The organism is Halomonas sp. 11-S5 (assembly GCF_029889825.1).
Taxonomy (GTDB): domain Bacteria; phylum Pseudomonadota; class Gammaproteobacteria; order Pseudomonadales; family Halomonadaceae; genus Halomonas.
In genome coordinates this window covers 49,116-75,838 of the sequence record NZ_JARANW010000018.1, presented here as the reverse complement: position 1 = coordinate 75,838, position 26,723 = coordinate 49,116, and the positions used below count along the sequence as shown (strand labels likewise).

24 protein-coding genes are annotated in these 26,723 nt (G+C 68.2%); 18 read left to right on the top strand and 6 right to left on the bottom strand.

Annotated elements, in window-relative coordinates:
* Positions 1–625: 625 nt before the first annotated feature.
* Positions 626–1,825, bottom strand: coding sequence for a tyrosine--tRNA ligase (tyrS, locus tag OP497_RS12685; RefSeq protein WP_280548940.1), 1,200 nt, complete (start codon positions 1,823–1,825; stop codon positions 626–628).
* Between the two features lie 113 nt (positions 1,826–1,938).
* On the opposite strand from tyrS, the gene OP497_RS12680 reads away from it, so the two are divergent.
* On the top strand, positions 1,939–3,069 hold the full coding sequence (locus tag OP497_RS12680) for an anhydro-N-acetylmuramic acid kinase (protein WP_280548938.1): 1,131 nt from the start codon (positions 1,939–1,941) through the stop codon (positions 3,067–3,069).
* Positions 3,070–3,081: 12 nt separating this feature from the next.
* Here OP497_RS12680 and OP497_RS12675 read toward each other — a convergent pair whose 3' ends face one another.
* Together OP497_RS12675 and OP497_RS12670 are read right to left on the bottom strand one after the other, a co-directional pair.
* The gene (locus OP497_RS12675) at positions 3,082–4,224 is read right to left on the bottom strand and encodes a PilT/PilU family type 4a pilus ATPase (protein ID WP_280548936.1); all 1,143 of its coding nucleotides are present in this window, start codon (positions 4,222–4,224) and stop codon (positions 3,082–3,084) included.
* 31 nt (positions 4,225–4,255) lie between these two features.
* Entirely contained in the window at positions 4,256–5,290 is a 1,035-nt protein-coding gene (locus tag OP497_RS12670) for a type IV pilus twitching motility protein PilT (RefSeq protein WP_280548934.1), read from the bottom strand.
* Positions 5,291–5,353: 63 nt separating this feature from the next.
* Here OP497_RS12670 and OP497_RS12665 point away from each other — a divergent pair, with 63 nt between their 5' ends.
* The 6 genes from OP497_RS12665 to OP497_RS12640 all read left to right on the top strand — a co-directional run bounded on the left by OP497_RS12665 (position 5,354) and on the right by OP497_RS12640 (position 9,893).
* Positions 5,354–6,061, top strand: coding sequence for a YggS family pyridoxal phosphate-dependent enzyme (locus OP497_RS12665; protein WP_280548932.1), 708 nt, complete (start codon positions 5,354–5,356; stop codon positions 6,059–6,061).
* A gap of 61 nt (positions 6,062–6,122) precedes the next feature.
* Positions 6,123–6,947: a pyrroline-5-carboxylate reductase gene (gene proC / locus OP497_RS12660; RefSeq protein WP_280548930.1), complete on the top strand. Its 825-nt coding sequence runs from the start codon at positions 6,123–6,125 to the stop codon at positions 6,945–6,947.
* 62 nt (positions 6,948–7,009) lie between these two features.
* On the top strand, positions 7,010–7,603 hold the full coding sequence (locus OP497_RS12655) for a YggT family protein (RefSeq protein WP_280548929.1): 594 nt from the start codon (positions 7,010–7,012) through the stop codon (positions 7,601–7,603).
* A gap of 37 nt (positions 7,604–7,640) precedes the next feature.
* Entirely contained in the window at positions 7,641–8,798 is a 1,158-nt protein-coding gene (locus OP497_RS12650) for a homoserine O-acetyltransferase (RefSeq protein WP_280548927.1), read from the top strand.
* Positions 8,798–9,397, top strand: coding sequence for a methionine biosynthesis protein MetW (gene metW, locus OP497_RS12645; protein ID WP_040183966.1), 600 nt, complete (start codon positions 8,798–8,800; stop codon positions 9,395–9,397). Before OP497_RS12650 ends, metW begins: the two co-directional genes overlap by 1 nt.
* Positions 9,398–9,440: 43 nt before the next feature.
* The gene (locus OP497_RS12640; RefSeq protein WP_280548925.1) at positions 9,441–9,893 is read left to right on the top strand and encodes a DUF4426 domain-containing protein; all 453 of its coding nucleotides are present in this window, start codon (positions 9,441–9,443) and stop codon (positions 9,891–9,893) included.
* Between the two features lie 18 nt (positions 9,894–9,911).
* Here OP497_RS12640 and sfsA read toward each other — a convergent pair whose 3' ends face one another.
* Together sfsA and OP497_RS12630 are read right to left on the bottom strand one after the other, a co-directional pair.
* Positions 9,912–10,670, bottom strand: coding sequence for a DNA/RNA nuclease SfsA (gene sfsA / locus OP497_RS12635; RefSeq protein ID WP_280548923.1), 759 nt, complete (start codon positions 10,668–10,670; stop codon positions 9,912–9,914).
* Positions 10,670–11,830, bottom strand: coding sequence for a pyridoxal phosphate-dependent aminotransferase (locus tag OP497_RS12630; protein WP_280548921.1), 1,161 nt, complete (start codon positions 11,828–11,830; stop codon positions 10,670–10,672). Before OP497_RS12630 ends, sfsA begins: the two co-directional genes overlap by 1 nt.
* A 219-nt stretch (positions 11,831–12,049) precedes the next feature.
* On the opposite strand from OP497_RS12630, the gene dksA reads away from it, so the two are divergent.
* The 11 genes from dksA to OP497_RS12575 all read left to right on the top strand — a co-directional run bounded on the left by dksA (position 12,050) and on the right by OP497_RS12575 (position 24,286).
* The gene (gene dksA, locus OP497_RS12625; protein ID WP_280548919.1) at positions 12,050–12,487 is read left to right on the top strand and encodes an RNA polymerase-binding protein DksA; all 438 of its coding nucleotides are present in this window, start codon (positions 12,050–12,052) and stop codon (positions 12,485–12,487) included.
* 89 nt (positions 12,488–12,576) lie between these two features.
* Positions 12,577–13,470, top strand: coding sequence for a tRNA glutamyl-Q(34) synthetase GluQRS (gene gluQRS / locus OP497_RS12620; RefSeq protein ID WP_280548917.1), 894 nt, complete (start codon positions 12,577–12,579; stop codon positions 13,468–13,470).
* 12 nt (positions 13,471–13,482) lie between these two features.
* On the top strand, positions 13,483–13,659 hold the full coding sequence (locus OP497_RS12615) for a hypothetical protein (protein WP_166644658.1): 177 nt from the start codon (positions 13,483–13,485) through the stop codon (positions 13,657–13,659).
* Entirely contained in the window at positions 13,649–16,609 is a 2,961-nt protein-coding gene (locus OP497_RS12610) for an ATP-binding protein (protein WP_280548911.1), read from the top strand. Before OP497_RS12615 ends, OP497_RS12610 begins: the two co-directional genes overlap by 11 nt.
* Positions 16,587–17,975 carry a sigma-54 dependent transcriptional regulator gene (locus OP497_RS12605; protein WP_280548909.1) on the top strand — a complete coding sequence of 463 codons (1,389 nt, stop codon included), beginning with the start codon at positions 16,587–16,589 and terminating at the stop codon, positions 17,973–17,975. Before OP497_RS12610 ends, OP497_RS12605 begins: the two co-directional genes overlap by 23 nt.
* Before the next feature lie 830 nt (positions 17,976–18,805).
* The gene (gene pcnB / locus OP497_RS12600; RefSeq protein WP_280548907.1) at positions 18,806–20,203 is read left to right on the top strand and encodes a polynucleotide adenylyltransferase PcnB; all 1,398 of its coding nucleotides are present in this window, start codon (positions 18,806–18,808) and stop codon (positions 20,201–20,203) included.
* Positions 20,200–20,697, top strand: coding sequence for a 2-amino-4-hydroxy-6-hydroxymethyldihydropteridine diphosphokinase (gene folK, locus OP497_RS12595; RefSeq protein ID WP_280548905.1), 498 nt, complete (start codon positions 20,200–20,202; stop codon positions 20,695–20,697). Before pcnB ends, folK begins: the two co-directional genes overlap by 4 nt.
* Positions 20,698–20,812: 115 nt before the next feature.
* Positions 20,813–21,604, top strand: coding sequence for a 3-methyl-2-oxobutanoate hydroxymethyltransferase (gene panB, locus OP497_RS12590; protein ID WP_280548903.1), 792 nt, complete (start codon positions 20,813–20,815; stop codon positions 21,602–21,604).
* 25 nt (positions 21,605–21,629) lie between these two features.
* The gene (panC, locus tag OP497_RS12585; protein WP_280548901.1) at positions 21,630–22,478 is read left to right on the top strand and encodes a pantoate--beta-alanine ligase; all 849 of its coding nucleotides are present in this window, start codon (positions 21,630–21,632) and stop codon (positions 22,476–22,478) included.
* A 36-nt stretch (positions 22,479–22,514) separates the two neighbouring features.
* Positions 22,515–22,895 (top strand): aspartate 1-decarboxylase, encoded by a 381-nt coding sequence (gene panD / locus OP497_RS12580; RefSeq protein WP_280548898.1) that lies wholly within the window; start codon positions 22,515–22,517, stop codon positions 22,893–22,895.
* Between the two features lie 209 nt (positions 22,896–23,104).
* Complete coding sequence (locus tag OP497_RS12575; RefSeq protein ID WP_280548896.1) at positions 23,105–24,286, top strand: acetyl-CoA C-acetyltransferase; 1,182 nt, start codon at positions 23,105–23,107, stop codon at positions 24,284–24,286.
* A gap of 175 nt (positions 24,287–24,461) precedes the next feature.
* Here the strand turns inward: OP497_RS12575 and pnp are convergent, their stop codons facing one another.
* On the bottom strand, positions 24,462–26,594 hold the full coding sequence (gene pnp, locus OP497_RS12570; RefSeq protein ID WP_280548894.1) for a polyribonucleotide nucleotidyltransferase: 2,133 nt from the start codon (positions 26,592–26,594) through the stop codon (positions 24,462–24,464).
* Positions 26,595–26,723: the final 129 nt, after the last annotated feature.

Sequence of the window (26,723 nt, the reverse complement as noted above, 5' to 3'; positions counted from 1 at the left end):
TCCTTGACGAGTCGCTTGCCTTGAATGTTTCAGTGACTGGTCACCAACATCCCGACAAGCGCCCACATGAATTACCTGATCGATTGTTAAAGAGCGGCTCCGGGCTCGAATAAAGAAAGCGCGGAGCGTCTCGCTGTTGCCGTCGTGCCCGGCTGCTTCTGATGAAGCGGCGGTCTCGTCGGCGCCCTGCGAGGAAGGCGTATTCTACGTGATCGGCTGTCGGTGTCAACCCTGCGAGGCGTTCCGAAGAAGCGTCTTGGGCGATCATCGTGCCATCGAGATGGCGGCCGATAGAGCCCTCAGCTGATTCAAGAAAAGCCCTCAGCGGGTCTCTGTCACGAGTGGCGTGCATTCTACCGAATGCGGCGAGTTCGTCAAGCGGGAATTTCCAGAACTTCTTCGAAAAACCCAAATGGAAACAAGCATTTCTGCCACTTATCACCGCCTGCAACGTTGCCCGTTGCCGGCAGCGAGTGCGTACTCTACGGATTCCCACGGGACCACGCAAGACCCTCGGGAAGAAATATGTCGCGCCGACCGCCTGTGGATGACTTGGCCCGCCGGCAGAGACGAAAACGCCCGCGCGAGGCGGGCGTCGTGGGTAGGGAGGCCTTGCCGACAAGGGTCAGGCGATGGTCACCCGGGCATAGCGCTTCTTGCCCGCCTGGATGACATAGCTGCGCCCGGTCTCCAGCATGTGGTCGCGCTGGACCACGTCGCCGTTCACCTTGACCCGGCCGTTACCCAGCATGTCCTTGGCCTGGGCGCTGTTGTTGGCCAGACCCGCGCGGTTCAGCACCGCGGCGATGGGCGCCTGGGCACCGCCCTCGAAGTCGACCTCGACCTCGGGCAGGTCCTCAGGCAACTCCCCCTCGGCCAGCTGGTTGCCGGCAGAGCGGTGGGCGTTGGCCGCCGCCTCTTCGCCGTGATAGCGGCCGATCAGCTCGCGGGCGAGGATCATCTTGATGTCACGGGGGTTGGCACCGGCCTCGGCATCGCGCTTGAGCGCCTCGATCTCCTCATTGGGCTTGAGCGAGAGCAGCTCGAAGTAGCGCCACATCAGGCTGTCGGGCATCGAGACCAGCTTGTTGAACATCGCCCCCGGCGCCTCGTCGACCCCGACATAGTTGCCCAATGACTTGGACATCTTCTGCACGCCGTCCAGCCCCTCGAGCAGCGGCATGGTGATCACCACCTGGGGCGCCTGACCGAAGTGCTTCTGGACCTCGCGACCCATCAGCAGGTTGAACTTCTGGTCGGTACCGCCGAGTTCCACGTCGGCCTCCAGCGCCACGGAGTCGTACCCCTGCACCAACGGATAGAGGAACTCGTGAATGGAGATCGGCTGACCCGCGCTGTAGCGCTTGTCGAAGTCGTCGCGCTCGAGCATGCGCGCCACCGTGCTCTGGCCGGCCAGCTCGATCATGTCGGCCGCACTCATGGCGGAGAACCACTCGGCATTGAAGCGCACCTCGGTCTTGTCGGGATCGAGGATCTTGAACACTTGCTCCCTGTAGGTCTGGGCGTTGGCCTTGACCTCCTCCTCGGTGAGCGGCTTGCGCGTCACGTTCTTGCCGGTGGGATCACCGATGCGGCCGGTAAAGTCGCCGATCAGGAAGATGACCTCGTGGCCCAGGTCCTGAAACTGGCGCATCTTGGTCAGCAACACGCTGTGCCCCAGGTGCAGGTCCGGCGCGGTGGGGTCAAAGCCCGCCTTGATGCGCAACGTGCGCCCGGACTCCAGCTTCTTGACCAGCTCCTCCTCGAGCAATATCTCGTGGGTGCCGCGGTTCAGCAGCGCCAGGGCGCCAGCAACATCGGTCATTGTCTCCTCTCCACTCAGCAGGCGGCCCGCGGCCCCGCGGGCACTCGGTAGTCGAATGGTCGGGGATGTTACCATGTCCGGCCATCCACGGTTGAGCCCGCCCGGGAGTCCCCATGAGCCTCTTCATCGGCCTGATGTCAGGTACCAGCCTCGACGGCATCGATGCCGCCCTCGTCGAGATCCGGGAGGGCGGCACACCCCGCCTGGTCGCCACCCATGAGACGCCGATGCCCGAGACGCTGCGCGACCTGCTGTGGCGGCTCTGCCATGCCGACCGGGTGGCCTTTGCCGAACTGGCGGCCGCCGAGGACGCCTTCTGCCGCCTGCAGGCCGCTACCGTCGAGGCACTGATCGCCTCGAGCGGGGTGGAGAGAGCGGCCATCTCGGCCATCGGCAGCCATGGCCAGACCATCGAGCACGCCCCGCGAGGCCATGACGGCGGCCCGGCCTATACCCTGCAGCTCGACAACCCGAGCCTGCTGGCCGAACTCACCGCTCGCCCGGTAGTGGCCGACTTCCGGCGTCGCGACCTGGCCGCCGGCGGCCAGGCCGCGCCCCTGGCGCCGGCCTTCCATGAGGCGCTGTTGCGGGTGCACGGCGAATGGCGCCTGGTGCTCAACCTCGGCGGCTTCGCCAACCTGACCCTGCTGCCGCCCGCCGAGGACGAACGCGCGCCGCTGGGCTTCGACACCGGCCCGGCCAATGCCCTGCTGGATGCCTGGCATGCCCGGCATCGCGGGGGACGCTTCGATGCCGGCGGCGCTTGGGCGGCCTCGGGACGGGTCGACGAGGCGCTGCTGGAACGGCTGCTGGCGGAGCCCTTCTTCCACCTGCCACCGCCGCGCAGCACGGGCCGGGAGCTCTTCCACCTGGACTGGCTGCAGGGGCACCTGCAAGGCAGGGAAGCCCCGCAGGACGTCCAGGCCACTTTGGCCGAGTTGACCGCGGCCAGCGTGGCGCTCGGCGTGGGGATGGCCCGGGAGCGACTCGATGCCCCGCCGGCCGCGGTGCTGGTGCCCTGCGGCGGCGGCACCCGCAATCCGGACCTGCTCTCCCGCCTGGCCCGCCGGCTGCCCGAGACACCGCTGGTTCCCGGGGACGACTGGGGCTGGCCCGCCGAGTGGCTGGAGGCCGGCGCCTTCGCCTGGCTGGCGTGGCGGCGACTGGCCGGACTGCCCGGCAACCTGCCCTCGGTGACCGGCGCCGCCGGCCCTCGGGTGCTGGGCGGCCTATACACCTCCTGAGCCTCGGGCGCCCTAGAAGTCGTCCTCGCCGCGCAGCGACAGATGGCTGGCCGCTTCCCGGGCCTGGCTCACGCCCTCGCTGCTCTCGTCGCCATACTTGATCATCATGCGCAGGTCATTGGCCGAATCGGCATGCACCAGCGCCACTTCCTCGGTGATCTTGCCGGCCTTGAAGAGATCGAAGAGCGCCTGGTCGAAGGTCTGCATGCCGAGGTCCCGCGAGCGGGTCATGACATTCTTGATCTCGGAGACCTCCCCCTTGCGCACCAGGTCACCGATCAGCGGCGACTTGAGCATGATCTCGATAGCCGGGCAGCGTCCGCCGTCCACCGTGGGCAGCAACTGCTGGGCGACGATGGCCCGCAGGTTGAGCGAGAGGTCGAGCCACACCTGGGCATGTCGCTCGATGGGAAAGAAGTTGATGATACGATCCAGTGCCTGGTTGGCATTGTTGGCATGCAGGGTCGCCAGGCAGAGGTGGCCGGTCTCGGCAAAGGTCAGGGCGTGCTCCATGGTCTCGCGGGTACGCACCTCGCCGATCAGGATCACGTCCGGTGCCTGGCGCAGGGTGTTCTTCAGCGCCACCTCGAAAGATTCGGTGTCGATGCCGACCTCGCGCTGATTGATGATCGCCTTGCGGTGCGGGTGCACGTACTCGATGGGATCCTCAACGCTGATGATGTGGCCCCCCAAGGTTTCATTGCGCTGCTGGATCATCGACGCCAGAGTGGTCGACTTGCCGGTGCCAGTCCCCCCGACCACGAATACCAGGCCGCGCTTGTTATTGGCCAGATCGCCGAGCGTGGCGGGTAGCGACAGCTCTTCCAGATGAGGAATCTCGAAGCCAATACGCCGGATCACCATGGCCATCTGGTTGCGCTGCTGGAAGGCACTGACGCGGAAGCGCCCCTTGCCCCGGAGGCTCAGCGCGAAGTTCGCCTCGTGCTCGACTCGGAAGCGTTCCCGCAACGTATCGGGAATCGAGGCACCGACCAGTTCGGTGACCTGTGCCACGCTGAGCCCCTGTTCGCCCAGGGGGGTGAGCTGGCCGGCCATCTTCAAGGTCGGTGGCGCATTCACGGAGATCAGCAGATCCGACGCCTCCTTCTGCACCATGATATCCAGCAGCTGGTAGAGCCATTCTGTTGCCGTCATGTCCCTGCTCCTTTTTTTGATTGTGTCTTCCTCAGCTCGCCAGCACGCCCTTGGCCTTGGCCTGGGCCTCGTCGCGCTCCACCATGTTGTCCGTCACCAGGCGCGCCAGCGAGGAATCCAGCGTCTGCATGCCCAGGTTGCCACCGGTCTGGATCGCCGAGTAGATCTGCGCCACCTTGTCCTCGCGGATCAGGTTACGCACCGCCGCGGTGGCCACGAGGATCTCGTGAGCCGCCACCCGGCCACCGCCCTGGCGCTTGAGCAGGGCCTGGGAGATCACTGCCTGCAATGACTCGGAGAGCATCGAGCGCACCATGGACTTCTCATCACCGGGAAAGACATCGATGATCCGGTCGATGGTCTTGGCCGCCGAGGTAGTGTGCAGGGTGCCGAACACCAGGTGGCCGGTCTCGGCGGCGGTGAGGGCCAGCCGAATCGTCTCCAGGTCGCGCAGCTCGCCGACCAGGATGATATCCGGGTCCTCGCGCAGGGCGCTGCGCAGCGCCGGGGCGAAGCCAAGGGTGTCGCGGTGCACCTCGCGCTGATTGACCAGGCAGCGCTTGCTGCGATGAACGAACTCCACCGGGTCCTCGATGGTGAGGATATGCTCGAAGCGGTTGTCGTTGATGTAGTCGATCATCGCCGCCAGCGTGGTGCTCTTGCCCGAGCCGGTGGGACCGGTAACCAACACCAGGCCACGAGGCAGCATGGAGAGCTGGCGAAAGACCGTGCCCATGCCCAGGTCCTCCAGGGTCAGCACCTCGGTGGGGATGGTACGGAACACCGCCCCGGCCCCGCGGGCCTGATTGAAGACGTTGACACGGAAGCGCGAGACGCCCGGCACTTCGAAAGAAAAGTCGGTCTCGAAGAACTCCTCGTAGTCGCGACGCTGGCGGTCCGCCATGATGTCGTAGATCAGCTTGCGGACCTCGCGGTCCTCCATGGCCGGCACGTTGAGCCGGCGGATGTCGCCATCGACGCGAATCATCGGCGGCAGGCCCGCCGAGAGGTGGAGATCCGAGGCCTTCTGTTTTGCCGAGAATGCCAGCAGTTCGGTAATATCCATGCGTTTCCCCTGCTCCCGGGATAAGGTTCCCTTCAGTATGACCAGTATGACAGACACTCAGACATGACGGACCTGGTACTTTCCGAGTCCCTGGCCGCTGCCCGCACCCGGCTCGCCGCGGCGCTGAACGCCGCCAGCCGGCCCGCCGATGCCGCCCGGCTGCTGGCCGTCAGCAAGACCAAGCCCGCCGCCATGATCCGCGAGGCCTGGCACCTGGGCCAGCGCGAGTTCGGCGAGAACTATGTCCAGGAGGCCCTAGACAAGCAGGCCGAGCTGGCGGACCTGGACCCCATCGTCTGGCATTTCATCGGTCCGCTGCAATCCAACAAGACCCGCGACGTGGCCGAGCACTTTGCCTGGGTGCATAGCGTAGACCGTGAGAAGATCGCCCGGCGTCTGAATGGTCAACGCCCCGAGGCGCTTGGCCCGCTGGACATCTGCCTGCAGGTCAACATCAGCGACGAGGCGAGCAAGTCCGGCGTCTCGCTCGCGGCACTGCCCGCCCTGGCCGAGGCGGTTCAGACGCTGCCCCGCTTGCGCCTGCGCGGGCTGATGGCGATCCCCGCGCCGGCCGAGGGAATGGACGCCCAGCGCGCGCCCTTCGCCCGCCTTCGCGAGGCCCTCGAGGGGCTCCGCGTGCGCTTCCCCGAGGCACCGCTGGACACCCTCTCCATGGGCATGAGCGCCGACCTGGAGGCCGCCGTGCTCGAGGGTGCCACCCTGGTCCGCCTGGGCACCGCGATCTTCGGGGAACGCACCGCACAAGAGTGACAACCACCAGACGCCGGAGAACCATGCCGGCCACATTCGTCGACCGACACAGGACAGACCCATGGCCAGCAGAGTCACCTTCATCGGCGCCGGCAACATGGCCGGCGCCATCATCGGCGGGATGATCGAGAGCGGCTTCTCGCCCGACGACATCACGGCTACCTCGCCCAGCGACGATATCCTCGCCCCGCTGCGCGAACGGCTGGGCATCCAGACCGCGACCGACAACGCCGCAGCCGTCGCCGAGTCCGACGTGGTGGTGCTGGCGGTCAAGCCGCAGATCATGCGCGAGGTCTGCGAGAAGATGCGCGATGCCGTCCAGGCACGCCGGCCGCTGATCGTCTCGGTGGCGGCGGGGCTGCCCGCCGAGACCCTGGAGCACTGGCTCGGCGGCGACCTGCCGCTGGTGCGCTGCATGCCCAACACCCCCGCGCTGGTCGGTGCCGGGGCCGCCGGGCTCTACGCCAATGCCAAGGTCGACGACGCCCAGCGCCGGCTCGCCACCGAGCTAATGGAGGCCGTGGGCCTGGTGGAGTGGGTCGACGACGAGGCCCTGCTCGATGCGGTCACCGCCGTCTCGGGCAGCGCCCCGGCCTACTTCTTCCTGATGTTCGAGGCCATGGAAGAGGCCGGCGCCACGCTGGGCCTGCCCGCCGACACCGCCCGACGGCTGGCCATGCAGACCGCCCTGGGCGCGGCCAAGATGGCACTCTCGAGCGACAAGCCACCCGCCGAGCTCAAGCGCAACGTGATGTCGCCCGGCGGCACCACCGAACGCGCCATCGAACACCTCGAGGAGGCCGGCCTGCGCCGCATCATGGCCGAGGCGATGACCGCCTGTGCCGACCGCGCCCGCGAGATGGCCGACGAGCTCGGCAAGCGCTGACCCGACAGCCCGCCACCCAGGCGGGCTGACACGACGACGTTTCAAGACATGGAGGAGCCCCGATGGGCAGTCAACTGGGAAGCGCCGGCCTGCTGCTGGTGAACACCCTGATCAACATCTACATCTTCCTGCTGATGCTGCGCTTCCTGCTGCAGGCATCCCGGGCCGACTACTACAACCCCATCAGCCAGTCGGTGGTGAAGATCACCCAGCCGGCGGTACGTCCCTTCCAGAGCTTCCTGGGACCGGTGATGGCTCGCTTCGACCTGGCCACTCTGGCCACGGCCTTCGTCATCAAGGCGATCAGCATCATCGTGATCCTGCAGATCGCCGGCTTCGGCATGGCGCCCATCGCCGGCGTGGCGATCGGCTCGCTGGCCGCCATCGCCAACGCCATCCTCAAGATCTACTTCTTCGCGCTGATCGTGATGATCATCCTCAGCTGGGTGGCGCCCCAGGCCAGCCATCCCGGCGCCCTGCTGGTGATGCAGCTGGTGGAGCCGATCATGGCGCCGGTGCGCAAGGTGATCCCGCCACTGGGCATGATCGACCTCTCGCCCATCGTGGTGTTCATCGCCATCAGCCTGATCGATGGTATCGTGGTCGGCTCGCTGACCCGTGCCGCCGGCATCGCCGGTGCCCTGGTCGGCCTGTGAGGCCGGCCGACACCCACGACTGGACACGACACGACTGATGCCCGAGTTCCCCCGCGATTCGGTCGGCCTGGTGACGCCCCAGACGGCGCACTTCGACGACCCCCTGGCCCTGGCCTGTGGCAGGACGCTGCCGGCCTATGACCTGGTGTACGAGACCTACGGCACCCTCAACGCCGAGGCCTCCAACGCCATCCTGATCTGCCACGCCCTCTCCGGCCACCACCATGCGGCCGGCTACCACGCAACGGACGAGCGCAAACCGGGCTGGTGGGATGCGCATATCGGCCCCGGCAAGTCGATCGACACCGAACGCTTCTTCGTGGTCTCGCTGAACAACCTCGGCGGCTGCCACGGCAGCACCGGCCCCACCAGCCAGAACCCGACGACGGGTCACCAGTGGGGGCCCGACTTCCCGCTCATGACCGTGGAAGACTGGGTCCACAGCCAGGCGCGGCTGGCCGACCGACTGGGCATCGCGCGCTTCGCCGCGGTGATCGGCGGCAGCCTGGGGGGCATGCAGGTGCTGCAGTGGACCCTCGCCTACCCCGAGCGCATCGCCAATGCGGTGGTCATCGCGGCGACACCGAAGCTATCGGCACAGAACATCGCCTTCAACGAAGTGGCCCGCCAGGCGATCCGCTCCGACCGTGACTTCTTTGAGGGCTGGTACGCCAACCATGACACGGCGCCGCGCCGCGGCCTCAAGCTCGCCCGCATGGTGGGTCACATCACCTACCTCTCCGAAGACGCCATGGGCAGCAAGTTCGGCCGCGATCTGCGCAGCAACGACCTGAACTTCGGCTACGACGTGGAGTTCCAGGTGGAGTCCTACCTGCGCTACCAGGGCGACACCTTCTCCACCTCCTTCGATGCCAACACCTACCTGCTGATGACCAAGGCGCTGGACTACTTCGACCCGGCCGCGGCCCACCACGGCGACCTGGCCCGGGCCCTGGCATCCGCCGCCTGTCCCTTCCTGGTGGTCAGCTTCACCACCGACTGGCGCTTCCCGCCACCGCGCTCCAAGGAGCTGGTCAACGCCCTGATCCGTGCCAACAAGGCCGTCAGCTACGCCAACATCGACTCGCCGCACGGCCACGACGCCTTCCTGATGCCCGAGCCGCGCTACCAGGCGGTGTTCGCCGCCTTCATGAACCGCGTCGCCCGCGACCAGGGCCTGGAGGACCGCCCATGATGCGCGCCGACCTCAAGCTGATTCACGACTGGGTCCCACAGGGCGCGAGGGTGCTCGACCTGGGCTGCGGCGAGGGCACGCTCCTGGCGGCGCTGGCCCGCGACAAGCAGGTCACCGGCTTCGGCCTGGAGATCGACCCCGACGGCATCACCGCCTGCCTGGCCAAGGGCGTCAACGTCATCGAGCAGAACCTCGACGAGGGGCTGGCCAACTTCGAGGATGACGCCTGCGACCTGGTGGTCATGACCCAGGCGCTGCAGGCGCTGCGCCGCCCGGACCTGATGCTCGACGAGATGCTGCGCGTTGCCGGGGAGTGCATCATCACCTTCCCCAACTTCGCCTACTGGCGCCACCGCGCCTACCTGGGTTTCAAGGGCTACATGCCGGTGTCCCGGTCGCTGCCCCATGCCTGGTACGACACCCCCAATATCCACCTCTCGACCTTCAACGACTTTGAACGCCTGTGCCGCGACAAGGGTCTGAGCATTGTCGACCGGGCGGTGGGGATCGGTGACCACGAGGGACACTGGACCTCGCGGTGGTGGCCCAACCTGTTCGGCGAGATCGCCATCTTCCGGGTCGCCCGCCGCAGGGCGTGACCCGGGAGGCGCAGGCAAGACACCGGAGGAGGGAGAACCGACGATGATCCGACACAGCCTGGCGGCCCTGGCCATGGGCCTGGCGCTGCTGCTGACCCTGCCGGCCCAGGCCCAGCAGTACCAGCAGGTAGGGGACTACCAGATCCACTACAGCGCCGTGAACACCAGCTTCCTGCCGGAGGCGGTGGCGCGGGAGCACGGCATCCCGCGCAGCCAGGTCATGGCGCTGCTCAACGTCAGCGTGATGGAGGAGCTCGAGGATGGCGCGACCCGCCCGGTCACGGCCTCGGTCGACGGTCGCATCGGCGGGCTCGACGGGGGCGACGCCACGCCACTGGCGTTTCGCAGCCTGCGCATCGGCGACACGCCGTCCCAGGTGGCGGTATTCCGCATCCACGAGGACGCCCCGATGCGCTTCGACCTTCGCGTGCGCTACGACCGCAATGCCGCGCCCGCCGAGGTCAGCTTCATCCAGCGCTTCTATATCGACCGCTGAATCCGCGAGCCTCTCGGCTCAATCGACGACGGCGGTCGGGTCCACCTCGCGGAAGAGCGAGACCGGCAGCCGGCATCCCAGGCGAATCGCCACCGGCACGCCGGCCTCGCGGGTCACTTCGCAGCGCCGCGCCAGCACCTCCACGCCAAGGCCCGCCACCTCGCGCAGGCTCGCGGCATAGGCCGGGTCCAGATGGGCCGCGGGGGCCACGTCCTCGATCCCCTCGTGGGCCACGCAGAAGAGCAGCACGGCGCGCTGTCCACGGGCGGCCAATGCCGCCAGCGCCTCGAGGTGCTTGCGACCCCGCACGCTCACCGCGTCGGGGAAGTAGCCGTGCCCGTCGCTCTCCTTCAGCGTCACCTGCTTGACCTCGACGAAGGCACAGCCGCGCTCGGGATCGTCGAGGCGAAAGTCGAGTCTCGACCCCTCCACCGTGGCCTCGCGGCGGATCTGCTCGTAGCCCGCCAGCTCCGCCACGCGCCCCGCGCGCAGCGCCTCCTCGACGATGCGGTTGGCGCGTCCGGTGTGCACCGAAGCCGTCGCCGTGATGCCGTCGGGACGGGGCAGCTCGATCAGCTCCCAGGTCCAGGCCAGCTTGCGGGCCGGGTTGTCGCTGGGCGATAGCCAGACCCGGCACCCCGGCACGTTCACGGCCCGCATCGAGCCGGTATTGGGGCAGTGGGCCACCACCTCGCGGCCGTCATCGAGGCGCACGTCGGCCAGGAAGCGCTTGTAGCGACGCAGCAGAGTCCCGGGGGCCAGGGTCGGGTACTCCATCAGCGGCGCGCCAGGAAGCGCTCGAGGCGGCTCACGGCCTCCTCCAGCCGCGCCTCGCCGGTAGTGAAGGCGATCCGCACATGGTGCTCACCGCCGTGCAGGGCGAAGTCCGTCCCCGGGGTGATGGCGACGTTTTCCTCCTCGAGCAGCGCCCGGCAGAAGGCCTCGCTGTCGTCGCTATAGCGTGAGACGTCGAGCCACAGGTAGAAGGCCCCCTGGGGCGGCAGCGACGGCGCCAGCCCCAGGCGCGAGAGCCCCGCCAGCAAGGCATCGCGGCGCCGCCCGAGTTCGTGGCGCCGGGTCTCGAGGATGCCGTGGCACTCGGGCGTGAAGGCGGCCAGGGCCGCATGCTGTGCCGGGGTGGAGGCGGCCAGGAAGACGTTCTGGGCCAGCCGGGTGAGGGGCTCCACTGCCGCCTCGGGGGCCAGCAGCCAGCCCAGGCGCCAGCCGGTCATGCCGAAGTACTTGGAGAAGCTGTTGACCACGAAGGCATCGGCGGTGATCGAGGCCACCGAAAGCGGTTCGAGATCGAAGCAGAGCCCCTGGTAGATCTCGTCCACCAGCAGGTGGCCGCCACGCGCCGCCACCGTCTCGGCCACCGCCGAAAGCTGCCCGGCATCGAGCATGTGCCCGGTGGGGTTCGAGGGCGTAGCGAGCATCGCCAGGCGGGTAGCGTCGCGCCAGTGGGCCTCGACGAGCCCGGCATCCAGCTGCCAGCCGCTGGCCGGGCCCACCGGCACGGCGTCCACCTCGGCGCCGGCCAGGGCCATGAAGTGGCGGTTGCAGGGGTAGTTGGGATCGGCCATCAACACTCGATCACCGGGGCCGGCCAGCAGCTGGCTGGCCAGCAGCAGCGCCCCGGAGGCGCCGGGCGTGACCAGGATGCGCCTGGGGTCGACCGCGGCACCGAAGTGCTCGGCATAGTGGCCGGCGATCGCCTCGCGCAGCGCCGGCAGCCCCGCCGCCGGCGTGTAGCGGGTATGGCCCGCCGACAGCGCGGCGCGACCGGCCGCGACCACCGGCTCGGGGGTCGGGAAATCGGGCTCACCGACCTCCAGATGGATGACATCGTGCCCGGAGGCTTCGCGGGCCTGGGCCGTCTCCAGCAGGCTCATCACGCGGAAGGGGGCGATGCGCTCGACGCGCGGATTCCAGGACATGCACGGCTCCTCTCGACACGTCGCGGCACGACGGGCATCTTTTCCGCGGCCGGGAGTCAAAACCGGCATCTTACGACTTTTGGCGTGCCGGCGCAGTCCCTGCTGCGCAAGGGGTTGCACGGCCAAGCTTTTTGCGCTAAACAAGCACCCCTTTGGCGTGAGATACCAGGCACCATGGCGGGTATTGATCAGTAGTCACTCAAGTAACGAGGCAATCCCATGCCAGTAGCAGAAAAGAAGATGGAAGCTCCCAAGAAATTCACCCCGTACGAGCCGGCGCCGGGTGAAGAGTACATGAACGAGAAGCAGCTGGAGCACTTCCGACAGATCCTGCTGGGCTGGAAACAGGAGCTCATGGAAGAAGTCGACCGCACCGTGCGCCATCTGCAGGAGGAGGCGAACAACTACGCCGACCCCGCCGATCGCGCCACCCAGGAAGAGGGCTTCAACCTGGAACTGCGCACCCGCGATCGCGAGCGCAAGCTGCTCAAGAAGATCAACGAGACCCTCGAGAAGATCGACGAGGATGACTACGGCTTCTGCGAGGCTTGCGGTGTCGAGATCGGTATCCGCCGGCTGGAGGCGCGGCCCACCGCCACCTTGTGCGTGGACTGCAAGACCCTGGCCGAGCTCAAGGAAAAGCAGTTGGGCGGCTGAGGCGGCGATGCCGATCTCCTCGACCCCACCCCGCGACGGGCACCCCAGGGTGCCCTTTGCGTATCGGCCCCGAACGACAGGGAGCGCCGATGAGCCGCTACCGTGGACGCTTCGCGCCGACCCCCTCGGGACCCCTGCACTTCGGCTCCCTGGTGGCGGCCCTGGCCAGCTTCCTGGATGCCCGAAAGGCCGGCGGCGAGTGGCTATTGCGCATCGAGGACATCGACCCACCGCGCTGCCCCGCCGGAGCCGCCGACACCATCCTGCGCCAGCTCGAGGCCTTCGGCCTGCACTGGGATGGCCCGGTCACCTGGCAACATGACCACCACGACGCCTATGCCGCCGCGTTGGAGCGACTCAAGGCCCTGGGGCTCGCCTACCCCTGCAGCTGCTCGCGCCGGCAGTGGCGCGAGCATGCCGTCTACCCCGGCTGGTGTCGAGACGGGGTGCGTGAGCCCGGCAAGCCGGTGGCCTGGCGACTGCGCAGCGACCTGGGCCTGCGCCCGGTGGTCTGGCAGGACCGCCTGTTCGGCGAGCAGCGTTTCGACCCGGCCGAGCTCGGCGACGTGGTGCTCCAGCGCAAGGACGGCCTCTGGGCCTACCAGCTCGCCGTGGTGGTCGACGACACCGACCAGGGCATCAGCGACGTGGTGCGCGGCGTCGACCTGCTCGACAATACCCCCTGGCAGCGCCAGCTGCAGCACGCCCTGGGCGTCCCCGAACCGCGCTACCTGCACCTGCCGTTGATCATCGGCGAGGACGGCCAGAAGCTCTCCAAGCAGAACCTGGCGCCGGCCCTGCCGGAGCAGGACGATGCCGTGCGCCCGCTGCTGCATGAGGCTCTGGCGGCACTGGACCAGGCCCCGCCCCGTACGCTTGCCACGGCGCCGGTGGACGAGCAGCTGCGCTGGGCCGTCGCCCACTGGGAGATCGCCCGGCTGCGCGCCGAGGCCCACCGCCAGGCCGGCACCGTCGCGCCCTGAGAGGAGCCCGCCATGTACGTCTATCGCATCATGCTGTTCCTGGTCTTCGGCGGGTACCTGCTCTCGCCGCTGCTGATGAGCGGCTGGGCCAGCCCCGAGGTGGCCTGGTACCGCCCCTTCGTCATCTGGGGAGTGCTGATCGCCCTGACCCTGTGGCTGGAGCAGAAGAGGAAGCTCGATGAACGCTAGCCTCGGTGGCCTGCTGGCTCTCGGCAGCGGCTACCTGCTGCTGCTGTTCCTCGCTGCCCTGGCGGTGGAGCGGCACTGGATCCCCACGCGCATCGCGCGCCATCCGGCGGTCTACACCCTGGCGCTGGGGGTCTACGCCAGCGCCTGGGCGATCTACGGCAGCCTGGAGCTGGCCGGCAATGCCGGCTACGGCTACCTCGCCTACTACCTGGGGGTGGCGGGCGCCTTCCTGCTCGCCCCGGTCCTGCTGGTGCCGATCCAGCGCATGACCCGTACCTACCAGCTGGCCTCGCTGGCCGACCTCTTCGCCTTCCGCTTCCGCTCACGCTGGGTCGGCACCCTGATCACCCTGATCAGCCTGCTGGCCGTGCTGCCGCTGCTGGCCCTCCAGGTGCAGACCCTGGGCGACACCATCTACCTGATGACCGGCACCGCCTCGCCGGCCCTGCTGGCATTGCTGTTCTGCGCGCTGATCGCGCTGTTCGCGATCCTCTTCGGCGCCCGCCACACCCGGCTCCACGCCCGCCACGACACCCTGCTCGCGGTGATCGCCCTGGAGTCGCTGGTCAAGCTCATCGCCATGCTGGCACTGGGGGCCTTCGCGCTGTTCGTGGTCTTCGATGGCCCCGCGGACCTCCAGGCCTGGCTGGACGGCCCGGGGCGCGCGGCCCAGGCCAGTGTCGCCCACCTCGACCCGGCCCAGTGGCGCACCCTGCTGTTGCTGTTCTTCGCCGCGGCCTTCCTGATGCCGCACATGTTCCACATCACCTTCGCCGAGACCCTCTCGCGGCGTACCCTGCTGCAGGCCGCCTGGACGCTGCCGCTGTTCCTGCTGCTGATGGCGCTGCCGGTGCCGCTGATCCTGTGGGCCGCCCAGCGCCTGGGGGTCGATGCCGGCGGACTGGGCACCGCCTACCTGGCCTACGGGCTCTCCGAGTCGCTGTGGCTCCAGGGGCTGGTGTTCATCGCCGGCCTGGCGGCAACCAGCGGCACCATGATCATCATTTCCCTGGCGTTGTCGGGCATGATCCTCAACCACCTGGTGCTGGTCGCCCACCGCCCGCTGGACCAGCCCGACCTCTATCGTTGGCTGCGCTGGCTGCGCCGCGCCCTGATCGTGGCGGTGATCCTCGGCGGCTGGCTTTTCTACCGCCTGGTGGGGGTGAACCACGACCTCACCACCCTGGGGCTGGCCGCCTTCATCGGCATGGCCCAGTGCCTGCCGGGCATGCTCGCGCTGCTCTACTGGCCGGGCGCCAACCGCAAGGGCATGGTCAGCGGGCTGACGGCGGGGGTGCTGGTGTGGCTCGCCGGTACCTGGGTGCCCCTGCTGACCGATTTCCCGGCCCTGGTGCTGCTGCCGCCGGGCCTCGAGGCACTGGCCGGCGAGCCGGTCTGGTACGTGGTGACCCTGGTCTCGCTGGCGGCCAACATCCTGACCCTCATCCTGGTCTCGCTGGTCACACCGACCTCCGCCGGCGAGCGGGCCGCCGCCGAGGCCTGTTCGGTGGATGCGGTGATCCGCCCCAAGCGCCTGCCGCTGGTGGCCGGCAACGGCGAGGAGTTCAAGCACCACCTGGCCCGCGCCCTGGGCGAGGAGGTCGCCGGTCGCGAGGTCGACCGCGCCCTGACCGACCTTGGCCTGTCGCCGCTGGATGGCCGCCCCTATGCGCTGCGCCGGCTGCGCGACCGCATCCAGGCCAACCTCTCGGGGCTGATGGGCCCCTCGGTGGCCCAGGACATCGTCGACCGCCACCTGCCCTATCGCCGCGGCGGGCTGGAGCCCAATGACGACATCCACTTCGTCGAGAGCCGCCTGGAGGCCTATCGCACCCGGCTGACCGGCCTGGCCCGGGAGCTCGACGGCCTGCGCCGCTACCACCGCCGCATCCTCACCCGGCTGCCGGTGGGGCTGTGTGCCTTCGGCGTCGACGACGAGCTGCTGATGTGGAACGCCGCCCTCGCCGAGCTCTCCGGCATCGAGGGCAGCAGCGTGGTCGGCTCGCGCCGCGATGGCCTGCCGCCACCCTGGGGGGCGCTGCTGGGACGCGTGCTCCTCGAGCATCACGACCACCTCTACAAGCAAGCGGTGACGCTGGACGGCACCACCCGCTACCTGAGCCTGCACAAGGCCGAGCTCGCGGCCGATGAGGAGATGCGCGGCGGCACCGTGGTCCTGGTGGAGGACCACAGCGAGATGAAGTGGCTGGAGGACGAGCTGGTGCATGCCGCCCGCCTGGCCTCCATCGGCCAGCTGGCGGCGGGCGTGGCCCACGAGATCGGCAACCCCGTCACCGGGATCTCGTCGCTGGCCCAGAACCTGCGCTACGACACCGACGACCCGGAGGTGCTGGAGACCGCCACCCAGATCCAGCAGCTCACCGACCGCATCTCGCGCATCGTCGAGTCGCTGGTGGGCTTCGCCCATGGTGGCCGCCACGTGACCGGCCGGCCCTTCGCCCCGGTGTCGCTGGACACGCTGACCGACGAGGCCCTGCACTTGATCCACCTCGCCCGCTCGGGGGAGGATATCCGCTACCATAACCGCTGCCCGGCCGGCCTCGAGGTCGAGGGCGATGCCCAGCGGCTGCTGCAGGTCATGGTCAACCTGCTCGGCAACGCCCGCGACGCCAGCGCCCCCGGGGGCGAGGTGACCATCGATGCCGCCCCCGAGGGCGCATGGCTTCACGTCACCGTCACCGACCGGGGCCATGGCATCGACGAGCGGGTGCGCGACCACCTGTTCGAGCCCTTCACCACCACCAAGCCTCCCGGCGAAGGCACGGGACTCGGCCTGCCGCTGGTCTACAGCATCATCGCCGAGCACGGCGGCCAGATCGATATCGACTCCCCGCCCCCCGGGCAGGCCAACGGCACCCGCATCCACCTGTGGCTGCCCCTCAACCCAGAACATGGTGAACGCGCCGATGAGCCGGATCCTGATCGTTGAAGACGAAGCCATCATCCGCAGCGCCCTGAAGCGGCTGCTGGAGCGCCACGAGCACCGGGTCAGCGAGGCCGGCTCGGTGGCCGAGGCCCTGGCACTCGAGCCCCAGGGCTTCGACCTGGTGATCAGCGACCTGCGGTTGCCCGGCGAGCCCGGCACCGAGCTGATCGCCCACGCCGCCCCCGTGCCGGTGCTGATCATGACCAGCTACGCCAGCATGCGCTCCGCGGTGGAGGCGCTGAAGCTCGGGGCCGTGGACTATGTGGCCAAGCCCTTCGACCACGACGAGCTGCTCGAGACCGTGGCCCGGGTACTGCACCGGCAGGCCTCGCAGCAGGGCGAGCCGCCCGACATCACCGAACCCGGCGGCACCCGCCAGCCGATGATCGGCAACTGCCTCGCCATGCAGGTGGTCTACACGCGCATCCGCAAGGCGGCACCGGCCGATGTCACCGTGCTGATCCAGGGCGAGTCGGGCACCGGCAAGGAGCTGGTCGCCCGCGCCCTGCACCAGCAGAGCCACCGCGCCCAGGCGCCGCTGATCTGCGTCAACTGCGCGGCCATCCCCGAGACGCTGATCGAGTCGGAGCTGTTCGGCCACGAGAAGGGCGCCTTCACGGGGGCCAGTGCCTCGCGTACCGGGCTGGTCGAGGCCGCCGATGGCGGCACCCTCTTCCTCGACGAGATCGGCGAGCTGCCGCTCGACGCCCAGGCGCGCCTGCTGCGGGTACTGCAGGAGGGCGAGATCCGCAAGATCGGCTCGGTGGAGACCCGCCATGTCGACGTGCGGCTGATCGCCGCCACCCACCGCGACCTGCAGAGCCTGTCGAAGACCGGCGAGTTCCGCCTCGACCTCTACTACCGCCTCAACGTGATGCAGATCGACCTGCCGGCCCTGCGCGAGCGCGAGGACGATGTCCTCGAGATCGCCGACGTCCTGCTGGAGAAGGCCTGCCGGCGCCACGCGCGCGACGGGCTGCGACTCTCGCGGGCCGCCCGGCGCACCATCCGCGACTATCCCTGGCCCGGCAACGTGCGCGAGCTGGAGAATGCCCTGGAGCGCGGTGTGATCCTCGCCGAGGGGCACCTCATCCATCCCGACGACCTGGGGCTCGCGCCGACGCCCCAGCCGCCGGGCAGGTCCCCGGCCCCCGCGCCGGCCCTCACCGGCCAAGAGGAACCGGAGGCCGGCGACGTGGAGGACCTCTCCCTGGAGGACTACTTCCAGCACTTCGTGCTGGAGCACCAGGACCAGATGAGCGAGACCGAACTCGCCCAGAAGCTCGGCATCAGCCGCAAGTGCCTGTGGGAGCGCCGCCAGCGCCTGGGCATCCCCCGCAAGAAGAGCCCACGCCGCAGCACGGGCTGAGGCGCCTGGCCATGCGACCATGGCGCAAGCACCCGCGGCATGGTCCGCGGGCCTGCCTTCCCGCCACCCCGCTTGCACCCTTTGTTACCTTCCCACACAGCCAGTGCTCCGCGACGGGGCCAATCGGGTAACACTCCACTCCCTCGCCAGGACGCGAACTTTTTGACTTGTTAATAACCATCTGTTTTTCAACAGATTGTTAATCTTTGGCACGCGGCCTGCTACATCTAGGGCAAGAAAAACAAATCCGGACGTCACCCACTGCCAACAACAACAACAGGGCAGCCAGGCGTGACAGGGCCCGACCCGCCAACAACAACAAGACACCCGGGCCCCTACGACTTCGGCGCTTGCCGACAACAAGAACAGCATCGGCACGGCGCGAGGCCTTCGGGCCCCAACAACAACAAGTTGCTCGAAGCACCGGAGCCATCAGGACGCGACGCACCCGGGCACGGCCGACCAACAATGACAAATGGCCGTCGAGGTGCACTCTCGGCAACAACATCAACAAGCCGGGAGGAGGCATATTCCATGCCGTCGTGGTTGGACTATTGTTTTGAATACGAGACGGTCGCCGTCAGGAGCACCAACAAACATAACAACACCGCTTGCCTGAACACTCCTTGGTGACTGTGGTGCGTATTCAGGGCGATGCGCCATCACGAAGAAGAATCAGCAGCAGGGATGCTGCATCCTGCTTACAGGGGAGGCCAATGGCCTCCCCTTTCTGCTTTCCGTAAGCTCCCCGCCACCGTGTCGCGCTTTGCAAGGTGTCAGTGGTCCGCTACACTCAACGCTTTCCGCGTCCCGCGAGTCGATATCGTCGCATGATCAAAGGTTTTACCCGCTTTTTGCAGAGTCCGGGCGAGCGCATCAAGTCGCTATTCGGCCCTCAGGATGCGCCGGCCGGCAGCACCGGGCCGCGCATCATTCCCCGCCAGGAACACCCTGTCTCGCGTCAGCACTTCAGCGACGCCGCCCTCAAGGTGCTCTACCGGCTTCACAATGCAGGCTTCCAGGCCTTCCTGGTGGGCGGGTGTATCCGCGATGCGCTGCTCGGCCACATGCCCAAGGACTTCGATGTCGCCACGGATGCCACGCCGGAGCAGGTCAAGGACCTGTTCCGCAACTCGCGCATCATCGGCCGGCGCTTCCGCATCGTGCATGTCCGCTTCGGTCGCGAGGTGATCGAGGTCACCACCTTCCGGGGCAAGCCGGGCGAAGACCATGCCGACCATATCTCCCAGCAGTCGGACGATGGCCTGCTACTGCGCGACAATGTCTGGGGCAACATCGCGGAAGACGCCCTGCGCCGCGACTTCACCGTCAATGCCCTCTATTACAGCATCGCCGACTTCTCGATCCACGACTTCGCCGACGGCGTGCACGACATCGAGGCCCGCACCCTGCGGCTGATCGGCGACCCGGCCACCCGCTATCGCGAGGACCCGGTGAGGATGCTCAGGGCGGTGCGCTTCGCCGCCAAGCTCGACTTCCACCTCGACCCGGCCACCGAGGCGCCGATCCACGACGCCGCGCCGCTGCTGCTGCAGATTCCCCCGGCACGGCTGTTCGACGAGATCCTCAAGCTGTTCATGGCCGGCCAGGGCGTCGCCACCTTCCACCTGCTGCGCCACTACGGGCTGTTCGCGATGCTCTTCCCCGAGGCCGACGAGGCCATGGAGGAGCTGCCTTGGGCCGAGCGCCTGGTCGAGCTGGCGCTGGAGAGCACCGATCGGCGCATCGCCGAGGACCGCCCGGTGACGCCGGCCTTCCTGTTCGCCGCCCTGCTCTGGGCCCCCGTCCAGCAGCGCCAAGCGATCCTCGAGGCCGACGGCATGCCGCCCATCCCCGCACTCCAGGCGGCGTCCCAGCAGGTGGTCTCGCGCCAGCTCCAGCACATCTCCATCCCCAAGCGCTTCAGCCTGCCGATGCGCGACATCTGGGACCTGCAGCAGCGGCTGCCGCTGCGCCGCGGCAAGCGCGTCTTCCAGACCCGCGAGCACCCGCGCTTCCGGGCCGCCTACGACTTCCTGCTGCTGCGCGAAGGCGCCGGCGAGATCACACCCGGCCTGGGTGACTGGTGGACCGCCTTCCAGCAGGCCGACGAGCACGAGCAGCGGCGCCTGCTGGGCAAGGTCGGCGCCGACCCGGCGGGTAGCGGCCAGCCGCGCAAGCGCCGGCGTCGCCGCCGAAAGCCGCGGGGCCCCGCGAGCGACACATGAGCCCGCCGCGGCAGCATGCCTGGATCGGCCTGGGCAGCAACCTCGACGGCCCGCGGGAGCATGTCGAGCGCGCCCTTGGCGAGCTCGACCGCCTCCCCCTGACCCGTCGCATCGCCGCCTCGCGGCTCTATGCCAGCGCGCCGCTGGGACCCGCCGACCAGCCCGACTACATCAATGCCGTGGCACTCCTGGCGACGCGGCTCTCGCCGCTCGCCCTGCTCGACCAGCTGCAGGCCCTGGAACAGCGCCATGGCCGCGTACGCCGCCGGCGCTGGGGCCCCCGGACCCTGGACCTGGACCTGCTACTCTTCGATGACCAGCGGGTCACGCTGCCACGGCTGACGCTGCCCCACCCGGAGATGGCCCGGCGCGCCTTCGTGCTGGTCCCGCTGGCCGAGCTGGCCCCGAGCCTGGTATTCGACGGTCAGCCCCTGGCGCACCGGGCCGCCGGGCTCGACACCCGAAACCTGCGGCCGATGTTACCGCAGGACTGAAGAACACTCCGCACTGTTACCTATCGACACCTCGGCATGATTCGGGTAACAATCTCAGGTTACACCGAGGCAGGCCCGCCAGAGGCCTCCCACGACCCGACGATGAGAGCACGCCATGAAAACCGTCACCCTGAGCACGCTGCAGGCCTTCAAGCGCGCCGGTGAGCCGTTCAGCTGCCTGACCGCCTACGACGCCTCCTTCGCCCGGGCGGCCGGAGAGGCGGGCATCGAGGTGCTGCTGGTGGGCGACTCCCTGGGCATGGTCCTGCAGGGCCACGCCAGCACCCTGCCGGTGACCCTCGACGAGGTCTGCTACCACACCCGCTGCGTGGCCCGCGGCAAGGGCGCGAGCCTGCTGATGGTCGACCTGCCCTTCATGAGCAACTCGAGCACCGAGCGCCTGCTCCAGGATGCCGGCGAGCTGATGCGCGCCGGGGCCGAGCTGGTCAAGGTCGAGGGCGAGGCCTGGATGGCCGACGGCATCCGCGAGCTGACCCGGCGTGGCGTGCCGGTCTGCGCCCACCTCGGCCTGACGCCCCAGTCGGTCTATCGGCTGGGCGGCTACAAGGTGCAGGGCCGCGAGGCCGAGCAGGCGACCCGGATCCTCGAGGATGCCCGCGCGCTGGCCGAGGCCGGCGCCTCGGTGATCCTGCTGGAGTGCGTGCCGGCAAGCCTGGGCCGGGCGGTGAGCGCGGCGCTGGAGGTGCCGGTGATCGGCATCGGCGCCGGCCCCGACACCGACGGCCAGATCCTGGTGATGCACGACGTGCTGGGGGTGACCCACGGCCGCACGCCGCGCTTCGTCAAGAACTTCATGGTGGATGCCGACGATATCCCGGGTGCCTTCCGCCGCTACCACGAGGACGTCAAGGCCCGTCGCTTCCCCGCCCAAGCACACTGTTTCTAAGCCGCGTTTCGAGGAGCTCGCCGCGATGCGTACCCTGCGAGAGATTCCGCCCCTGCGCGAGGCCCTGAACGAGTGCCGGCGCCGCGGCCAGCGCGTCGCCCTGGTGCCGACCATGGGCAACCTGCACGACGGCCACCTGGCCCTGGTGGCACAGGCGCGTCGCCGAGGCGACGTGGTGGTGGCGACCATCTTCGTCAACCCGCTGCAGTTCGGTGCCGGCGAGGACCTGGACGCCTACCCGCGCACCCTCGCCGAGGACCAGGCACAGCTCGAGGCGGCCGGCTGCGACCTGCTGTTCGCCCCCGCGACGACGGCCGTCTACCCGCGTAGCCTGGCGGCCCAGACCCGGGTCTGCGTGCCCGAGGTCAGCGAGGGGCTCTGCGGTGGCGACCGGCCCGGGCACTTCGATGGCGTCGCTACCATCGTCACCATGCTCTTCCACCTGGTGCAGCCCGATGTGGCCTGCTTCGGCGAGAAGGACTACCAGCAGCTGGCGGTGATCCGCCGCCTGGTGGCCGACCTTCACGTCCCCGTGGAGATCGTCGGCGTACCCATCGTGCGCGCCGCAGACGGCCTGGCCCTCTCCTCGCGCAACGGCTACCTGGATGCCGCCCAGCGCGCCACTGCCCCGGCGCTCTACCGCACCCTGTGCACGCTACGCGATGCCCTGGAGGCCGGCGCCGACAGCGACGACACCCTGGCCGACGGCCTCGCCCGGCTGAGGGAGGCCGGCTTCGCGCCGGACTATCTGGAGCTTCGCACCGCCGACCTGGAGCCGGTCACCGCGAACACCCGCGACGCCGTGCTACTCGCCGCGGCGCGCCTGGGCCCGACCCGACTGATCGATAACCTGAGCCTGACCCTGCCACGCTGAGGGCCTGGCGCCGTCACACAGAGGAACCTTCGCTTCATGCAGACCATCATGCTCAAGGCCAAGCTGCACATGGCCCGTGTCACCCATGCCGTGCTCAACTACGAGGGCTCCTGCGCCATCGACGGCGAGTTGCTCGACTTGTCCGGTATCCGCGAGAACGAGCAGATCCAGCTCTACAACGTCGAGAATGGGCAACGCTTCACCACCTACGCCATCCGCGCGGAAGAGGGCTCGAGGATCATCTCGGTGAACGGTGCCGCGGCTCACCTGGCGAGTGAAGGGCAGCGCGTGATCATCTGCAGTTATGCCCACTACAGCGACGCGGAGCTCGAGGCGCACGCGCCGGCCCTGGTCTACCTCCAGGAAGGCAATGTCATCAGCCACACCAGCAACGCCATCCCCGTACAGCTGGCCTGACACCCGCCTGCCAGGCACCCCGCGGGGTGCCGCACTGCCCGCCTTGCCCTCCCCCCGGCGCCTCCCCGCGCATTCGGCCATGGAAACATTGCCGCGACGCACAAGCCTCCCCTATGCTGGGTCTCCGGCCTTGGTGGAAAACCGGCCCAACGCCGGCCGTTTTCCGACACGACCGCGATGCCGTATAACACGCTCAGGAGGCTCAGCCCATGCAAGACCAAGACGTGGTAATCGTTGCCGCTCGCCGCACCGCCGTCGGCACCTTCGGCGGCTCCCTGGCCGGCATTCCCGCCAGCGACCTGGGTGCCCATGTCATCAAGGACATCCTGTCCACCACCGGCGTCGCCGGGGACCAGGTCGACGAGGTACTGCTCGGCCAGGTGCTCACCGCCGGGGTCGGCCAGAACCCCGCCCGCCAGGCCTCCATCAAGGCCGGCCTGCCGGATGCCGTGCCGGCCATGACCATCAACAAGGTCTGCGGATCGGGCCTCAAGGCCCTGCACCTGGCCACCCAGGCGATCCGCTGCGGCGATGCCGAGCTGATCCTCGCCGGCGGCCAGGAGAACATGTCCGCCTCGCCCCACGTACTGCCCAACTCGCGTACCGGCCAGCGCATGGGTGACTGGAAGGCCATCGACACCATGGTCCACGACGGCCTGTGGGATGCCTTCAACAACTACCATATGGGCATCACGGCCGAGAACCTGGCGGAGAAGTACGGCATCACCCGCGAGGCGATGGACGAGTTCGCCGCCGGCTCCCAGCAGAAGGCCAGCGCGGCCATCAAGGAGGGCAAGTTCAAGGGCCAGATCGTCCCGGTGGAGATCCCCCAGCGCAAGGGCGACCCGCTGGTCTTCGACACCGACGAGGGCCCGCGTGACGTGAGCGCCGAGAAGCTCGGCACCATGCGTCCGGCCTTCAAGAAGGACGGCACCGTCACCGCCGGCAACGCTTCCTCCATCAACGACGGGGCCGCCGTGGTGATGCTCTGCTCCGCCGACAAGGCCAAGGCGCTGGGCCTCGAGCCGCTGGCCCGCATCAAGGCCTACAGCAATGCCGGCGTCGACCCCTCGATCATGGGCATCGGCCCGGCCCCGGCGACTCGGCGCTGCCTCGAGAAGGCCGGCTGGAGCCTGGACGATCTGGACCTGGTCGAGGCCAACGAGGCCTTCGCCGCCCAGGCCCTCGCCGTCAACAAGGAGCTGGGTTGGGATGTCAGCAAGATCAACGTCAACGGTGGCGCCATCGCCATCGGCCATCCCATCGGCGCCTCCGGCTGCCGCATCCTGGTGACCCTGGTCCACGAGATGATCGCCCGCGATGCCAAGAAGGGCCTGGCCACCCTGTGCATCGGCGGCGGCCAGGGCGTGGCGCTGGCCATCGAGCGCTAAGCCGCGCTGCGCGCGAGCTGTAAGCTGTAAGCTGTAAGCTGTAAGCTGTAAGCACTATTGAGAAGCCCGTGTGGACGAGTTCCACAAGGGCTTCTCCTTGGTTTGCCACCCTCAATTGGAAAACCCTCCACGGCTGGACCATGGAGGGTTTTTCTTACGGCTTAAGGCTTACAGCTCAAAGCTGAGGCTCCGCCTCAGCGGCTTCGAACGCCGCCTTCTCTTCCGGGGTCATCTCCTTGATGGTGAGCTTCACCCGGTTGCGGTTGTCGATGTCGAGCACCTTGACGATGGGCTCGTCACCCTCGTTGAGGAAGTCGCGCACGTCGTTGACCCGCTCCGGCACGATCTGGGAGATGTGCACCAGGCCGTCGGTGCCCGGCATGATGTTGACGAAGGCGCCGAAGTCGGCGATGCGCACCACCTTGCCGCGGTAGAGCTTGCCGATTTCGGGCTCGGCAGTGATCGCCAGCACAGTGTCGATGGCCGCCTTGGCCGCCGACTTGTCCTCGGCGTAGATGCGCACGGTGCCGTCGTCGTCCAGGTCGATGGAGGCGCCGGTTTCCTCGCAGATCTTGCGGATGGTGGCGCCGCCCTTGCCGATGACGTCGCGGATCTTCTCCGGGTCGATCTTGATGGTCGCCATGGAAGGCGCGTTCTCGGAGACCTCGGCACGGCTCTGGGCGATCACCGCGCTCATCTGCTCGAGGATCTGCTGGCGGGCGTCATAGGCCTGCTGCAGGGCCACCTCCATGATCTCCTCGTTGATGCCCTCGATCTTGATGTCCATCTGCAACGCGGTGACGCCGGCGGCGGAGCCGGCCACCTTGAAGTCCATATCGCCGAGGTGGTCCTCGTCACCCAGGATGTCGGTCAGCACCGCGAAGCCGTCCTCATCCTTGACCAGGCCCATGGCGATGCCGGCCACCGGGGCCTTCATCGGCACGCCAGCGTCCATCAGCGCCAGCGACGCGCCGCACACGGAGGCCATGGAGCTCGAGCCGTTGGACTCGGTGATCTCGGAAACCACGCGAATGGTGTAGGGGAAGTCGGCGTCATCGGGCAGCATCGCCTGCACACCGCGGCGTGCCAGGCGGCCGTGGCCGATCTCGCGGCGCTTGGGACCGCCCATGAAGCCAGTCTCGCCCACGCTGTAGGGGGGGAAGTTGTAGTGCAGCAGGAAGCGGTCCTTGCGCTCGCCCTCCAGCGACTCGATCAGCTGGGCGTCGCGCAGGGTGCCCAGCGTAGCGATGACGATCGCCTGGGTCTCGCCGCGGGTGAAGATCGCCGAGCCATGGGTCTTGGGCAGGGTGCCGACCTCAATATCCAGCGGACGCACGGTCTTGTGGTCGCGCCCGTCGATGCGCGGCTCGCCCTTGACCACCCGCGAACGCACCACGCGCTTCTCCAGGCCGGCGAAGGCGCCCTTGACCTCGTTGGTGTCGTGCTTGCCCTCTTCCTCGCCGGCGAACTGCCCGACCGCCTGCTCCTTGAGGGCGGCGAGGGCATCCTGGCGGGCCATCTTGTCGGTGATGCGATAGGCCTCGCCGACCTTCTGTTCGAAGGCATCGACCATGGCACCCTTGAGGGCGGCGTTCTCGGCGGGGGGCTGCCAGTCCCACTTCGGCTTGCCGGCCTCGGCGGTCAGCTCATTGATGGCCTGGATGGCCACCTGCATCTCCTGATGGGCATAGAGCACGGCGCCGAGCATCTCGTCCTCGAGCAGCTCGTTGGCCTCAGACTCGACCATCAGCACCGCCTTCTCGGTTCCGGCGACCACCATGTTGAGCTCGGAGCCGGTCAGCTCCTCGACGGTGGGGTTGAGGAAGTAGCCATTGTCCTCGGTGAAGCCCACGCGCGCGCCGCCGATCGGCCCGCTGAAGGGCACGCCGGAGATGGCCAGGGCGGCGGAGGTGCCGAGCATCGCGGCGATGTCCGGGTCATGGTTGCGGTCGGTGGAGAGCACCGAGCAGACCACCTGCACCTCGTTCATGAAGCCCTTGGGGAAGAGCGGACGGATCGGGCGATCGATCAGCCGCGAGGTGAGGGTCTCCTTCTCGGTGGGACGCCCCTCGCGCTTGAAGAAGCCGCCGGGAATCTTGCCGACCGCGTAGGTCTTCTCCTGATAGAACACCCCCAGCGGGAAGAAGGGCTGAGCGGGATTGGCCTCTTTCTTGGCCACCACGGTGCACAGCACCACAGTGTCGTCCATGGTGACCATCACGGCACCGGTGGCCTGGCGGGCGATGCGCCCGGTTTCCAGGGTGACGGTGCTGCGACCGTACTGAAACGTTTTCTTGACCGGATTCACGGCGACTTCCTTCAACTTTTCGATGTTTGGTTCGTTTTGACTCGGCGACCATTTTAGGGGTTGACGCCCGCAGCGGCCACCGGTTAGCGAGATTTCCGCCCCTTGACGCGAAACGGGCAGCCCGAAGGC

Coding starts and splice junctions, on each gene's coding strand:
- tyrS (WP_280548940.1), bottom strand. CDS start 1,825: ATGACCGATGTTGCTGGCGCCCTGGCGCTGCTGAACCGCGGCACCCAC.
- OP497_RS12680 (WP_280548938.1), top strand. CDS start 1,939: ATGAGCCTCTTCATCGGCCTGATGTCAGGTACCAGCCTCGACGGCATC.
- OP497_RS12675 (WP_280548936.1), bottom strand. CDS start 4,224: ATGACGGCAACAGAATGGCTCTACCAGCTGCTGGATATCATGGTGCAG.
- OP497_RS12670 (WP_280548934.1), bottom strand. CDS start 5,290: ATGGATATTACCGAACTGCTGGCATTCTCGGCAAAACAGAAGGCCTCG.
- OP497_RS12665 (WP_280548932.1), top strand. CDS start 5,354: ATGACGGACCTGGTACTTTCCGAGTCCCTGGCCGCTGCCCGCACCCGG.
- proC (WP_280548930.1), top strand. CDS start 6,123: ATGGCCAGCAGAGTCACCTTCATCGGCGCCGGCAACATGGCCGGCGCC.
- OP497_RS12655 (WP_280548929.1), top strand. CDS start 7,010: ATGGGCAGTCAACTGGGAAGCGCCGGCCTGCTGCTGGTGAACACCCTG.
- OP497_RS12650 (WP_280548927.1), top strand. CDS start 7,641: ATGCCCGAGTTCCCCCGCGATTCGGTCGGCCTGGTGACGCCCCAGACG.
- metW (WP_040183966.1), top strand. CDS start 8,798: ATGCGCGCCGACCTCAAGCTGATTCACGACTGGGTCCCACAGGGCGCG.
- OP497_RS12640 (WP_280548925.1), top strand. CDS start 9,441: ATGATCCGACACAGCCTGGCGGCCCTGGCCATGGGCCTGGCGCTGCTG.
- sfsA (WP_280548923.1), bottom strand. CDS start 10,670: ATGGAGTACCCGACCCTGGCCCCCGGGACTCTGCTGCGTCGCTACAAG.
- OP497_RS12630 (WP_280548921.1), bottom strand. CDS start 11,830: ATGTCCTGGAATCCGCGCGTCGAGCGCATCGCCCCCTTCCGCGTGATG.
- dksA (WP_280548919.1), top strand. CDS start 12,050: ATGCCAGTAGCAGAAAAGAAGATGGAAGCTCCCAAGAAATTCACCCCG.
- gluQRS (WP_280548917.1), top strand. CDS start 12,577: ATGAGCCGCTACCGTGGACGCTTCGCGCCGACCCCCTCGGGACCCCTG.
- OP497_RS12615 (WP_166644658.1), top strand. CDS start 13,483: ATGTACGTCTATCGCATCATGCTGTTCCTGGTCTTCGGCGGGTACCTG.
- OP497_RS12610 (WP_280548911.1), top strand. CDS start 13,649: ATGAACGCTAGCCTCGGTGGCCTGCTGGCTCTCGGCAGCGGCTACCTG.
- OP497_RS12605 (WP_280548909.1), top strand. CDS start 16,587: ATGAGCCGGATCCTGATCGTTGAAGACGAAGCCATCATCCGCAGCGCC.
- pcnB (WP_280548907.1), top strand. CDS start 18,806: ATGATCAAAGGTTTTACCCGCTTTTTGCAGAGTCCGGGCGAGCGCATC.
- folK (WP_280548905.1), top strand. CDS start 20,200: ATGAGCCCGCCGCGGCAGCATGCCTGGATCGGCCTGGGCAGCAACCTC.
- panB (WP_280548903.1), top strand. CDS start 20,813: ATGAAAACCGTCACCCTGAGCACGCTGCAGGCCTTCAAGCGCGCCGGT.
- panC (WP_280548901.1), top strand. CDS start 21,630: ATGCGTACCCTGCGAGAGATTCCGCCCCTGCGCGAGGCCCTGAACGAG.
- panD (WP_280548898.1), top strand. CDS start 22,515: ATGCAGACCATCATGCTCAAGGCCAAGCTGCACATGGCCCGTGTCACC.
- OP497_RS12575 (WP_280548896.1), top strand. CDS start 23,105: ATGCAAGACCAAGACGTGGTAATCGTTGCCGCTCGCCGCACCGCCGTC.